The organism is Rheinheimera sp. MM224 (genome assembly GCF_947090785.1).
Lineage (GTDB): Bacteria > Pseudomonadota > Gammaproteobacteria > Enterobacterales > Alteromonadaceae > Pararheinheimera.
Genome location: NZ_OX352320.1, coordinates 2,100,320 through 2,113,705 on the forward strand (window position 1 = coordinate 2,100,320; position 13,386 = coordinate 2,113,705).

Below are 13,386 nucleotides of genomic sequence, written 5' to 3' on the forward strand. Positions count from 1 at the left end.
AATTTATTGCGAGGAGCAACCCATGCGTGCCGCCTTAGAAAAAACCTTACGTAGCCAATTAGAAAAAACTGTGCAAAAAGCACGGGAGATTGTCGAAACTGCGGTCAGTGAAATACTTGCTCGGTTGGGCGTTGCAGAAAATAGTGCTCCCAGTTATTTATCTGACGACGAGCGCAAACTACGCAACCGCTTGCGCGCCCATGGCCGTCAACTGGGCGATGTACTTGCGGATAATGGCAGTCAAAGTACCGAGCTACTAATCAATGAAATGGCCTACGAGCATTGGCACCGTATGTTATTTGCACGCTTTTTAGAGCAAAACCACCTGCTAATGTACGACCCGCAAACACCGGTCACCTTAGACGAATGTGCTGAATTGGCTGCCGACGAAGGTTTTAGTGACGGCTGGCAACTGGCTGCCAAACTCGCCGAAAAGATGCTACCGCAAATCTTTAAAACCGGCTCGCCGGTGTTTGACGTCAAACTGGCCATTAACCATATCCGCGCGCTTGAACAACTAATTAATGACTTACACCCAGAAACTTTTCAAGCGGCCGATTCGTTGGGCTGGTGTTATCAGTTCTGGCAAAGTAAACGCAAAGACGAAGTAAACGCCTCAGGAGTATTAATTGGCGCACAAGAGCTAAGCCCGGTTACTCAGCTCTTTACCGAGCCCTATATGGTGAGCTTCCTGCTAGATAACGCCTTAGGCGCCTGGTGGGCGAAACTCCGCTTAAGCCAAGACGACTTGGCCCAAGCGCCAAATGAACAGCACCTGCGTGAACTTGCCGCAATTGACGGTGTGCCACTAACTTATCTGCGTTTTGTGAAAGTAGGGGAGGAAGGTAGCCAGCATTGGCAACCTGCCGCTGGTTGGTTTGATGCCTGGCCAAACGAATTAAAAGACTTAAAAACCCTCGACCCTTGCTGCGGCTCTGGCCACTTTTTAGTGGCGCTGTTTTTAATGCTGGTGCCGATGCGCATGCAGCTAGAGGGCTTAAGCGCCCGCGATGCGGTCGATTCTGTGCTGCGCGATAACCTGCACGGTTTAGAGTTGGATTTACGCTGTGTTGATATCGCTGCTTTTGCCGTTGCCCTAGAAGCCTGGCGCTACCCAGATGCCGGCGGCTATCGGCCATTGCCACCACTGCAAATTGCCTGTAGCGGTTTAGACGTTTCCGCTGCCAGCAAAAACTGGCAAAAAATTGCTAATGGCAACCCAGAACTCACTGCTGCCATGCAGTGGTTTAGCCGCACCTTTAAAGATGCACCGGTTTTAGGCAGTTTAATTGACCCGAACACCAGCTACTTCGACGGTAAAAACGAAGGCAAACCTGCCCCTTGGCAGTTGCTGTTAAGTGCCCAGCAGCAAACTGGTGATGAGGAAGTTTTTGAAGCGCAAGTGACGGCACAAGGTTTAGCACTTGCGGCGAAGTTATTGGCGAGTTCTTATCATTTTGTTGCGACCAACGTGCCGTATTTATCCAGAAGCAAGCAGTGCCAGCTATTACGCAGTTTTTGTGAGAGCTACTATTCTGAGGCCCAACCTGATTTGGCAACCGTGTTTTTGGAGCGTTGTTTAGGCTTTAGTCCCAAAGGTGGCACTTCGAGCATAGTTCTGCCACAAAACTGGCTGTTTTTGACAAGTTACCGCAAATTCCGGGAAAAGCTGCTGAAACAAAATACCTGGAATTTGATTGCTCGTTTGGGAGCTAAAGGGTTCCAAACCCCCATGTGGGATTTTAACGTACAGCTGATTACGATCAGTAAAGGGGAATCAGTTCCTAATTCACAACTAAGTGGCCTTGATGTTTCTGAAGAAAAAACTGTAGTTAGTAAGATTGACGCGATTTTACATAGAGATGTCGCGACAGTATCGCAGTCGGATCAGCTTTTAAATCAGGATTGTAGGGTTTCTCTCAGTGAGTATCGTGAGTGTGAATTGTTGATGAAATATTCTTCGGGTTTGGCTGGAATACTCAATGGTGATTCACCAAGGTTTCTTAAACTGTTCTGGGAATTTCCTAAGAAAGATGCATTATGGAGCTTTCAGCAAACCACACAACAGTTTCCTAGCTACTTCGGTGGCCTTCATAACGTAGTGTTTTATGACGATGTAAATCATCATCTTAGAGAGCTCGAGTGGATTCGTAGGGAAAAATTGCATGATTCTGACCAAAGGGGAAAGATTGCGTTTGGGAAGCAGGGTGTATCAGTTTCATCTATGGGAAGCTTACCAAGTTCCTTGTTTATTGGTTCGCGTTTTGATTCTAATGTTGCAGTCATACTTCCCAATAATGCGATACAGCTCCCAGCGATTTTTTGTTATGTTCAATCAGATGAATACCGAGAAAACGTACGACAAATCGATCAGGCGTTGAAGGTTACAAACTCCACTTTAGTAAAAGTTCCGTTTGATTATGATTACTGGGATAAATACTCAAGAGAGATGTATCCCAAGGGAATACCTAAGCCTTTCTCTGAGGACTTGACTCAATGGATCTGCCACGGCCATCCTTCTGGCTCCGTAGTTTGGGACGAAAACTCCAAATGGACCGCCATAGCTCCACGTCGCATTGACGAAACGGTTCTGCAAGTTGCTTTAGCGCGTTTAGTCGGTTATCAGTGGCCAGCCGAGCTAGACCCGGAGATGGAGCTGGCCGACGAAATGCGTTATTGGCTCCAGCAAAATAGCGTGTTTGCCAGTTTGGTCGATGATGACGGCATTGTCTGTATTCCTTCGGTGCGCGGTGAAAAACCAGCCGCCGACCGCCTGGAGGCGATGTTACAACTGGCCTATGCCGAGGATTGGTCCGCCAATACCTTGCAGCAGCTATTATTAGCCGTGGGTAGCAGCAACTTGCAGCAATACCTGCGCGATAAATTTTTTGAACAACACTGCAAAATCTTCCAAAACCGCCCTTTTATTTGGCAGATCTGGGATGGCTTAAAAGACGGCTTCTCCGCGCTGGTGAATTACCACAAGCTGGATAACAAAGGCTTAGAGCGGCTGATTTATACCTATTTAGGCGATTGGATCCGTACCCAAGAACATGGTGTGAAAGAAGGCGTCGATGGCGCAGATATTCGTTTAACCGCCGCTAAAAACTTAGAAACCCGCTTAAAAGCCATCCTTGAAGGCGAAAAGGGCCTAGATATCTTCGTGCGCTGGAAACCACTGCACGAACAACCGATTGGCTGGAACCCAGACCTGAACGACGGCGTGCGCCTCAACATCCGACCATTTATGAAAGTCGCCGATGTCGGTAAAAAAGGCGCTGGTGTGCTGCGCATCGCCCCCAAAATCGACTGGAAAAAAGACCGCGGCACCGACGTCCCCAGCGCCCCCTGGTACCACCTCGGCCCACAATACGGCGAACAAGAAGGCAGCCGTATCAATGACCACTGCCTAACCCTGGCCGAAAAACAAGCGGCTAGGGCTGAGCAAAACAAATCATGATGTATGTAAAAGAGCTACATATCAGAAACATGCGGGGCTTAAAGGATGTCGAGTTAACTTTTAAGCCTGGTGTCAATCTGTTGGTCGGTCCCAATAGCGTGGGGAAATCCACGGTATTGGACGCACTGCGGATTATGTTGTCAGCACTGACATCGCGGGTAGTTGGGGAGCATCGAAAGACAAAACGTTTTACCAATCGGGATATCCGGCAAGGATTCGAGTTACCGGCACTACGCGTTGATGTTCACTTGGAACTCAATAATCAGCTTCATAAATGGCATGTGGAGGCGTTTAGAAGTTCTGGCGGTGAGGCGGTGAATCAAGCTTCAGATTACTCAGCTTTTAATCAACTCAATTTGCTGAAGCTGAAAAAAGAAAACCTCAGTAAAGCAATGCTCTGGTTACAGGATAATTCATTGCCTTTAGCACTGTATTACAGCGTAAATCGTGCGCTTAAAACGGATAGTATCAAGCCACAATTGTCGGTAACGAAAATCCATTTGGATGAACTCAGTGCTTTTGAAAATGCCCTTGAGCCAACCGGTGTTGATTTTGCTCAGTTAGAGCGTTGGTTTGCCTACCGTTACAAGTTTATTAAAAAGCAGTTTCCGGAAAAACTACCGCTGGTTGATGACCTACAGTTAAAAGCCGTCGAAGCCGCTGTGGCCGCATTTTTGCCGGAACTAGCCAACTTACATTATTGCGAAAACGAGAAAGGTCTCGTTGTTGATAAGCATGGCGAACGCTTTAACGTTAACCAGCTTTCAGATGGTGAATTAAGCTTACTAGCTTTAGTTGCCGATATTGCCCGCCGCTTAGCGATTGCAAACTCTTTTAATTTCCAACCTCTGACCCAGCCTGCATTGGTGATGGTTGATGAAATAGATCTTCATCTACACCCGGCATGGCAACGTAAAATTGTTGGGTTGTTTGAAAGTACGTTCCCGAATGTGCAGTTTATTTTTACGACGCATAGCCCGCAAATCCTAAGCCACGTGAAGCCAGAATCGATTTGGTTATTCCAGCGCAATGAGGCAGGTGAGGTAGAACCTTATCAACCAGATACGTCATTTGGGATGGATTCCAGCAGCATTTTAAGGCTGTTGTTTGACGTTTCAGAGCGTGAAGAAACTACAGAACAACAGCTTAAACAGCTGGTGCAATTTGTCGATCAGAACCAACTGGAAGAGGGTAAAAAGTTAATCGTCGAACTCCAGTCGCAGTGCGGGGATATCGACCTATTGCAACGGATGAAAGCAGTAATTTGGCGCAAGGAATTGCTGGCAGGGCGCGATGTTAAAGATTAATAAGTTGGCGCAAGAGCCTCCAGAAGTGAGTGCTTGGAAAGCACTGGTGAATGATGACTGGCAGCCCAGTTATGGCAATCTCATGGGGCAAGAACGCAGAGTGCTTCGCCAATCCTTACTCACCGAACAGGGACATGTTTGCTGCTACTGTAATCGCCGCATCATGGAAAGCCCGTCAGTTGAAAATATCGCTGAATTTCATATCGAACATTTTCGCCCACAGCATGCATTTGGACATCTTGAGTTGGAGTATCAAAACGTCCATGCGAGTTGTTTTAAAAATGACAGCCCAAATGGCAGACGTCATTGCGGCCCTGCGAAAGATGACTGGTTTGACGAAGAGCTGACTTTATCCCCGTTACATGACAACTCAGGTTCTATCCGATTTTTGTATGATGGCTCGATTTCTGGTTTAGACCAAGCTGCGAATGAGACTATCAAAAGACTTAGACTTGACCACCCTATGCTTGAGGCAGAAAGAGAGGCGCACATAGCAGGTAAGCTTGATACAGAGTTTCTTTTACAAGCAACCGTTGAAGATTTGCTTCATCTCTATCAGGCACATCAACAGATGCAAAATGGTAAATATCAGCCATTTGCATTAGCTGTGATGCAACGTATAAAAGAACTTCTACCAGCACCTGACCAGCAGGTTTTATAAGGACATTACATGAGTAAAAAAATTACCGGCGCAGAATATCCTTTAAGCAAAATTTTTAGCTCTGACTTTGATTATGAAATTCCGCCTTACCAACGCCCTTATGCCTGGACAACAGAGCAAGCTGGCGAGTTGTTTGATGATCTCTATGATTTTTACTGCCACGAAAAAGAAGACAGTTATTTTCTTGGCAGTATTGTGCTGATTAAATCTGAAAATGCACCACATTCCCAGGTGATTGATGGTCAACAGCGATTAACAACCTTAACCATTATGATTGCTGCATTGACCTCGTTACTCAGCGGTGCAGATAGAGAAGAGTGCTTCGGTTATATCCAAGAACCTGGGAAAAGACTCCAAGGTATTTCGGCTAAACCACGGTTATCTCTGCGTCTGCGAGATAGGGGCTTTTTTGCGGACACAGTACAAAAGTTAGATTTTGAGGGTTTGGCTGCACTGGATCGCGCAAAACTTGAAAATGAATCTCAGCAAAATATACAAGCAAATGCTGCTTTCCTGTTGGCGCGCTTAAGAACCAAATTTACGTCAGAAGATCTCCTGCTTGGTTTTGGTATGTTTTTAATGACCCGCTGTTTTTTGGTGGTGGTATCCACGCCGAGTCAACAATCTGCATTTCGGGTGTTCTCTGTCTTAAACAACCGAGGTTTGGATTTACTGCCAAGCGATATTATAAAAGCCGAAGCTATTGGCAAAATCATAGAGTCGAAGCGTACTCAATTTAATGATCGTTGGGAACAGATAGAGGTCGATGTAGGGCGAGATGGCTTAAACGACCTGTTAGGTTTTATTCGCATGATCTATGCGAAAAATAAAGCTCGTAGAGCACTGCTCGATGAATTCCGAGAATATGTCTTGAGCAAAGTTGCATCTGCTGAAGATCTTATTGATAAAGTGATCGCGCCATACGCAAATGCTTATATGGACGCTAAGTTTGCAAATTATGAGTCGTCGGGAAACGCTGGCGAAATAAACCGATTATTTGGTTGGCTGAACCGGATTGATAATTCGGATTGGCTACCAGTTGCAATTAGTTATCTAGCTAAACATAGCAATAACCACACGGCTATTTTGTATTTTGTTCGTAAATTAGAACGTTTAGCCGCCCAACTCCATATTTGTGCTGCGAATATTAATCAACGTATCGATCGTTATGCCAAAGTTTTAACCGACATTGAGCAATCGCCAAATTTTGAGTTACCGTCTCTCGAGCTAACCGTGTTAGAACAGGCTGAATTTCTTCGTGTCATTAACGGTGATGTGTATACATTAACCGCTCGGCGCAGAAACTATTTAATCTTGCGCTTAGACTCATTTGTTGCAGATGGCGCTGCGCGTTACGACCATAATATCCTGACGATTGAGCATGTATTACCACAGACAGTTGTTAGCGGCTCTCAATGGGCAGCTTGGTTTCCTGATGCACTCGATAGATACTCATGGGTGCATAAGCTAGCAAACTTAGTCCCGCTTACGCAAAGCCGAAATTCTTATGCGTCAAATTACGATTTTGAGCGCAAGAAAACAGCATATTTTGTTGGACGTTCTGGAGTTACATCTTTTGCCTTAACATCGCAGGTTTTAGGTGAGTCTGAATGGACAGAAGATGTTTTAAACCGTCGACAACAGCAACTTCTTGCAGTTTGTAAGTTGAATTGGGATTTATGATCGTTATGCAAGTAATTGAATTTTTAGTCAAGCAACTGCGTGATTCAGCTAGCTACAATGCTGCGGTACAGCACTCACCAGCCGCCATTTTATGGACAGATGAAGCCAAGCAGTGGCAGTCTGCCATGCCGGTGATTAAACAGTTTTTGCCGGAATTGGTGGAGTTGGGGCGCTATAACCCTTCAGAGCGCACGGGCCCAGCTATTTGGTTAAAATGTGCCATTGCCGGGGTACTTGAGGATATTGTGATCCCTTCAGGCCTTACACCGATTGTGTATCTGCCTGGTGTCAGTCGTAAGGACCTGCGTGCTATAGAGATTTGCCCTGAGCATTTAAAACCACTGGCCGAACTGCAGTATCGTGGTAGTTGGTGGGCTTATAACACCGCAGGGCGCGATTGGTCGGTGTCGTCCTTTTTAACCAATGCGAACGTTGGCTTAGAACTGGAAGTGGCAAAAGACCAAGCTACTCAAGAGGCGATGCTGACCGTCTTGTCTGAATTGTTAGAAGCTCAAGTTGATAGTTTAAAAGGCAAACGTCTGGAAGCAGCTGATTTTCTCGCTTTGGTCATGGCTGATCCAATTAAAGATGTGTTGGCCTGGCTGAATGATCCGGTTGAAAAGCAGCGTCAGTTATCAGCAACGCAATGGCCAGTATTTACTGCCTTGTGCCAGCAGCAGTTTGGTTTTACGCCGTCTGACCATCAATTGCCACAAGCGTTACAAAACCTATGTGACAGCCAAGGCCCCTGGCAAGCAGTTTGGCAGCGTTTTTACGATACTGCGCATAACCTGCCGAAGTTGGTCACTCGGTTAGTAGGTCTTCAGCCGATGGATTTAGCTGCGCCAGTAGAACACTTTGTTTCGGTCAATAAAACTGAAGAGCAAGAACTAGAGACTGCATTGGCTTTGCTCTCAGGACAAATGCCTGAGGCGGTCCGCAGCGCTATCGCCAAGCTTTATCAGCAGCATCAAGCGCGTTTGGGTTGGGTGTGGACGCGTCTTGGTTTGTCGCCATGGGTACAGGTGCTTGCGAAGTTACAGCAAGTGGCGGAACTCACCAAAGTTGAATTGAGTGGTTTTAGCCCAGAAACAATGGCCGAGCATTATGCGCAAACATACTGGCAAGCTGATGCTGCGGCAATTGCAGCAATGCAGCAAGCCAAAGAGCCGCAGCAACAAGAGATTGTCGCACATGTACTTGCGGTGATTTACACGCCTTGGTTGGAGGCCGTAGCCCATAACTTTCAACAATTAGTACAAAGCAAGGGCTATCCAGGCCAACAGGGTGTGCAAGAAGCTGTCGCACATTATCAAGTGAAAAGCCAAGTGGTGTTTTTTGTTGATGGTTTGCGCTTTGATACGGGCCAACGCTTAAAAACTTTACTGGCTGAGCGCGGTGTGAGTATTGAATTAAAAACCAGCTGGGCTGCGCTGCCTTCTCTTACTGCAACTGCAAAAGCTGCGGTAACGCCTGTTGCCGCTTTGCTAACGGGTAAACAGGACAACAATAGTTTTATTCCTTCGTTAGCAGATAAGGACGTTGATTTTAGTTCTTACCATTTTAAAAAGACGCTGCAACAACAAGGCTGGCAATATTTGGATGGCTTAGAAACTGGCGATCCAGACGGTTTAGCCTGGCTGCAACTGGGTGATATCGATAGTCTCGGCCATGAAATGCAGCGCAAATTACCGCTGCATATTGAGCCTGTGCTACAAGAAATCTGTGGTCGTGTTCAGGGCTTACTTGACGCTGGTTGGCAACATATCCGTATTGTTACCGATCACGGCTGGTTGTGGTCACCTACCAAATTGCCAGCAGATAACATTCCCGACCATATGGTGAAAAAGCGCCTTGCGCGCTGCGCCATCCTGAAAGATAACGTTGATGTTCAGTACTACAAAGCACAATGGCACTGGAACCCAAATGTCACCTTAGTGATGGCGCGAGGGATCAATGAGTTTGTAGCAGGTGATTATTACAACCACGGCGGTTTAACGCTGCAAGAGTGTTTAACTCCGGTGTTGGAAATTACTAAATAAGAAGGAATACCAGGGATGGTGTCTGAGTTAGCTGTATCGACCACTGTTATGGACGATGTTGAGTTTGTTCAATGTTTTAATGGCGTGATTGCAGCTCATTATCAAGAAGCCGCTCGTTATCAAAAAGCCTTGCCCGAGTTTGCATTAATGAGAATGCGCCAGGTTGTTGAAGGGTTGTGCTTAGAATTGGCCAGCCATGTTGGTTTGAATGTTGCTGCTGATCATACTCTTATAAAATTAATCAAAGACTTAAAAGATAGCGGCAAGTTCAAAAAAGCCATTGCAGATGATTTGCATCATATCCGCATTCAGGCTAATAAGTTTGTGCATGTCGAAAAGTTAGAATCCCCAGGCCAACCAAGTAAAGTGCAGTCTGGTACTGAGTTGGCAGACATAGTTCAAAGTTGCCGTACGGCTTTGTGCCGAGTATTGGTTGCATTTGCTTGCAGCATCAAAAATGTAACGGGTATAACTGAGCTACTGCAACGGCAATTTACAGTTATGTCACAAGAGGAGTTAATTGCAAAAGCAGTAACATCCTTGAAACCTAACGATAAGTTTTTGGCAGGTGTAGCCGTTGATGCCATAACACGAGATTTTCTATCGAAAGAAGTAGGGCTGCTTCTTACAGAGCAGCAAAAGTTCCACTATTTTTCGTTACAGCGTTTAGCTGCAACATTTTATTTGGCTGCAATTGAGCTTGATGCCAACCTTGATGAAGTGCCAAGTCAGTACCTTTCAGAAATAGGTGATGGCCTGGCATTCACACGTTGTGATCCTGAGTATTTATTTAGATTTGCAGATGTTGTAGTTCATGGCGACATAGGTGATGAGTTAAAAGCCAAAGGCGTTACTGCACTTGAGTCTGCAGCAAAAAAGGGACACGTTCCGGCCAAGGCGTTATTGGCTGGGATTTATTATCAGAATGCCAATTATGAACCTGCCTTAAAGCTCGCTTTAGCTGCAGTGGATGCCGGCGAGTTTAGAGCGGTAAAGATACTGTTTTGTTACTATGCCGAAGGTAATGCGTGCGCAATAGATAAAACTATGGCCAGGCGCTATTTAGACATAGGAGTGGAGAACGGTTATCTTCCTGCGCTCACATTGCTGGGGCAAGAATTATGTATTGGCGAACGGCTTGATAAACAGAACGCTGCTGGTCTTCAATATCTTCAGCAGGCAGCTGAACAGGGCGATCCCGATGCGATCAAATTCGTTTCTTTGTTTGATGGCACTAAAGAGCGTGAGATGCAAGAACGAGTTCAAACTCTTCTAACACAGCTAAAAAGCCATGAAACTATTCAGCAGGTGATGATTGAAGCGAAACGCTTGCAGAATCGACAGCTGGCATACCAACAAAAAGTGGGTGTGAATGACCTTTGCCCTTGCAAATCGGGCAAAAAATACAAAAAATGCTGTAAAAAGTAGGGGAGTTTAAGATTACTTATGATTTCATCCAAGCAGTTGGCTAAAAAACTCGGCATATTTACTGTCTTTTACGTCAAATATAATTAAATTATTTTTTGCTCTTGTCATAGCAGTATAAACTAATTCAGCATTATCTTTCGCTGTGAGAATGCAAAAAACTGTAGGTGACTCTAGTCCTTTAAAACTGTGTATTGTTGATATTTTGATTAACCCAGAGTTTTGCATAAAGAAGTTTTTCTTTCTTCTCCTTATTTTTTCTAAATCAGACTTTGCATTTTTCTCCTTAATAGCGATATCACCTTTAGGTGTCGATTCGTCGCAGTTCAATATATGGAAATACTCTTCCTGGCTTTCAAACATTATCGCCGTTTTTTCATTTCTATTAAAAAATACGTTTAACAGCCTCAGGAGCTCGATATTCGAGCAGACTATTGATATATCGTTCGGCACAAACATATTCTTTTTGATTTCATCTTTAATATGTGTATGCAACGATTCTAACCCGTCGGTTTGTGCATAAACCGAATAAGTTAATATATCGAAGTTCATCGCCTCTTGAGAAAGATCTGAATCAAATAACTCACTATCTTGATATTTTTCAATAAGGAATTTTCTTTGAAATGCTTTAAATAAGTTGATTAAAGGAGAGTTGGTATCTGAACGATATGATTTCGTTAATTTAACCCAACGACCAAAACCCTGCAATATTGAAGACTCTCTTTGTTTTTCGCTTCTTTCATATATGTTTTGCGACTGATCGCCAAAGAGCACCATTTCTCCATTTTCTTCAAGAAAATTATCGCGAATTATCTTCACCCACTCAGGCAGATAATCTTGGATTTCATCTATAAATATAGTTTTAAATTTAACTACTTCCTTTCCTGAAAAAATATCTGTTTTGTATAATTGGTCAAGAATTTCTTCTTGTGTTAAACCCGCTTCATGTAATTCATTAGTTATTTCGCTTATGTCTATATTCGAGTTATTAGCTTGGAGGTTAAAAAACTGATGATAGTTTGTTATTTCAAATTTATTGAAATCTATTCCATCTCTCACATCGCTAATTTTGTCTTTTATGTAATGTTTCAGTGTTATATTGAATGTTAGAATAAGCACCTGAGAAGCGTGTCGTTTTACTGCGTTAACAGCCCTTTTGGCTAATATAGTTGTCTTTCCACATCCAGCTACACCTTTTATTTTTCTGAATTCGTCTAAGCTTTCAATGTATTTTTGCTGCTGCTTATCATAGGGTATAGTTCTGCCTTGTGATAAAACATGCTCTGGAGGCGATAGTCTTCTGTAAAATTCATCAAATATTTCATCAGTGAATAATCTATTTTCATTCAGACTGTTAATTTTATGAACCAGGCGGTCTATATTTTCATTAGTAACTGATAAGTTAATATCTCTTTCAATTTGCTTCTTTTTGCTTGAAAAATAGTTGTTTGATTTTTCATAAGCAGCAAAGGCAATCAGGTTTCTTCTGAAATTATCATTATTCTCGGCATGTTTGAGAGCAATCTCTTGTTTTGCTGCAAGATATTTTGACTCTAATAAGTACTTAGTTGCTAGATGGAAATAAACAAAACAATGGATAACTCCAAAAAAATTTCTATTTAACGCTTCTAGCAAACCTATTTTAGGGAGGTGAAGTTCAAAAAAGTTCGATTTATAGCGGAATACCTGACTAAATGGAGACCTAATAAGTGAGCTATTGTTTGCAGAATGTACATACCAATGGTTTTGCATGTTAATAGTGTAGTTGCTTAAATCCCAGTCTTTGACTTCAATGATTACAGCTCCGCAGTGCTGCTTTAGTATGATAATGTCAGGCCTGTCCCCATCTAAATATGGATTAAAAAACACATGGCATCTATCACTTAATTTACTTTGAAGTGATTCGCATAGAAAAAGCTCTCCAGGTGTCGGAGTGACTTTCAATCTCTTTATAGCATTCAAATCAGGGTATAGTTTTGCCATTAGCTTGCATCTACTTCTATTTGGCAAGCTTCACGAATTTTCCCTATTAAATCATTTTTAATTCTAATTTTAAGATTTATTTCTTCAATTTTATTTTTTAGTATTTTCTTTTCTTCATCAGAATCGCTTTTCTTTAATCGATACTCGAGGGGTATTTTCTCAATATTTAACGAATGAATTTGATCTTCAAGTGGCTTGCTTCGCTCAGCAAATAATGCATTTACTTTATTGAGGCGGCTTAATGAGTCATTCAAGTCATCTAAAAAGTTATTTTTTTCTTTTAGCACTTCATTTGCAAGTTTACCTGATTCTTTCACTAGCAATTTACTGTTTTTAATGATCTCGCTACGTTCGCTCTTTGGGGTAGAAAATTTCATTATTAAACCCGAAATTACTAATATAGGTATTGCTATATATGTTAGATATGCTCCAACATAAGAAACTGTGAAGATAGTCACTAAATATAAGATAAGTGTTAGCCAGAAAGTTAGACTAGCCTTCTCATGCATTCGATTCTACTCCTTGAATCTGTGATTCATATATTAAAAAAGTGATCCATAAATAATGGAACAATAAAAGGAAAATGCTAATTCATTAATTTCGCATATTTTTTTTAATTTGGCAACGTATGCGATCTTGAAATGTATTTTCGTGCTCTATCGATGAAATAATGTCGAGTTATAGTTTTTTGTTAAATTAGATGCTGCAATGTTTGCGATGTAAACATGGTGTAATTGCATGAATGCCCATTTATACAAAGCTGCATCTTATCGGATTTTCCAGCGATATTTACCGTTTGCGCCAACGCCATCAACAAGCTAAAGC

At 43.1% G+C, this 13,386-nt stretch carries 8 protein-coding genes; 6 read left to right on the forward strand and 2 right to left on the reverse strand.

Going from position 1 to position 13,386, the window contains the following annotated elements:
* Nucleotides 1-22: 22 nt before the first annotated feature.
* Genes OM978_RS09965 through OM978_RS09990 form a run of 6 tightly spaced genes read left to right on the forward strand, consistent with a single transcriptional unit; the run spans nucleotide 23 to nucleotide 10,581 of the window.
* Complete coding sequence (locus OM978_RS09965) at nucleotides 23-3,460, forward strand: BREX-1 system adenine-specific DNA-methyltransferase PglX (protein ID WP_264346733.1); 3,438 nt, start codon at nucleotides 23-25, stop codon at nucleotides 3,458-3,460.
* On the forward strand, nucleotides 3,457-4,767 hold the full coding sequence (locus OM978_RS09970) for an AAA family ATPase (protein WP_264346734.1): 1,311 nt from the start codon (nucleotides 3,457-3,459) through the stop codon (nucleotides 4,765-4,767). The genes OM978_RS09965 and OM978_RS09970 overlap by 4 nt, the downstream gene beginning before the upstream one ends.
* Complete coding sequence (locus tag OM978_RS09975; RefSeq protein WP_264346735.1) at nucleotides 4,754-5,428, forward strand: retron system putative HNH endonuclease; 675 nt, start codon at nucleotides 4,754-4,756, stop codon at nucleotides 5,426-5,428. The genes OM978_RS09970 and OM978_RS09975 overlap by 14 nt, the downstream gene beginning before the upstream one ends.
* A gap of 9 nt (nucleotides 5,429-5,437) precedes the next feature.
* Entirely contained in the window at nucleotides 5,438-7,111 is a 1,674-nt protein-coding gene (locus tag OM978_RS09980; protein WP_264346736.1) for a DUF262 domain-containing protein, read from the forward strand.
* A gap of 5 nt (nucleotides 7,112-7,116) precedes the next feature.
* Entirely contained in the window at nucleotides 7,117-9,153 is a 2,037-nt protein-coding gene (gene pglZ / locus OM978_RS09985) for a BREX-1 system phosphatase PglZ type B (RefSeq protein WP_264346737.1), read from the forward strand.
* A 15-nt stretch (nucleotides 9,154-9,168) separates the two neighbouring features.
* Nucleotides 9,169-10,581: a tetratricopeptide repeat protein gene (locus tag OM978_RS09990; RefSeq protein ID WP_264346738.1), complete on the forward strand. Its 1,413-nt coding sequence runs from the start codon at nucleotides 9,169-9,171 to the stop codon at nucleotides 10,579-10,581.
* 24 nt (nucleotides 10,582-10,605) lie between these two features.
* Here OM978_RS09990 and OM978_RS09995 read toward each other — a convergent pair whose 3' ends face one another.
* A complete protein-coding gene (locus tag OM978_RS09995; protein ID WP_264346739.1) occupies nucleotides 10,606-12,561 on the reverse strand; it encodes a nuclease-related domain-containing DEAD/DEAH box helicase in 1,956 nt (651 codons plus the stop codon).
* Nucleotides 12,561-12,938, reverse strand: a complete 378-nt coding sequence (locus OM978_RS10000; protein ID WP_264346740.1) for a hypothetical protein — start codon at nucleotides 12,936-12,938, stop codon at nucleotides 12,561-12,563. The genes OM978_RS09995 and OM978_RS10000 overlap by 1 nt, the downstream gene beginning before the upstream one ends.
* Nucleotides 12,939-13,386 lie beyond the last annotated feature (448 nt).

What these genes read in the sequence shown, in the direction of transcription:
- OM978_RS09965 (WP_264346733.1), top strand. Translation starts at nt 23, where the DNA reads ATGCGTGCCGCCTTAGAAAAAACCTTACGTAGCCAATTAGAAAAAACT.
- OM978_RS09970 (WP_264346734.1), top strand. Translation starts at nt 3,457, where the DNA reads ATGATGTATGTAAAAGAGCTACATATCAGAAACATGCGGGGCTTAAAG.
- OM978_RS09975 (WP_264346735.1), top strand. Translation starts at nt 4,754, where the DNA reads ATGTTAAAGATTAATAAGTTGGCGCAAGAGCCTCCAGAAGTGAGTGCT.
- OM978_RS09980 (WP_264346736.1), top strand. Translation starts at nt 5,438, where the DNA reads ATGAGTAAAAAAATTACCGGCGCAGAATATCCTTTAAGCAAAATTTTT.
- pglZ (WP_264346737.1), top strand. Translation starts at nt 7,117, where the DNA reads ATGCAAGTAATTGAATTTTTAGTCAAGCAACTGCGTGATTCAGCTAGC.
- OM978_RS09990 (WP_264346738.1), top strand. Translation starts at nt 9,169, where the DNA reads ATGGTGTCTGAGTTAGCTGTATCGACCACTGTTATGGACGATGTTGAG.
- OM978_RS09995 (WP_264346739.1), bottom strand. Translation starts at nt 12,561, where the DNA reads ATGGCAAAACTATACCCTGATTTGAATGCTATAAAGAGATTGAAAGTC.
- OM978_RS10000 (WP_264346740.1), bottom strand. Translation starts at nt 12,938, where the DNA reads ATGAAATTTTCTACCCCAAAGAGCGAACGTAGCGAGATCATTAAAAAC.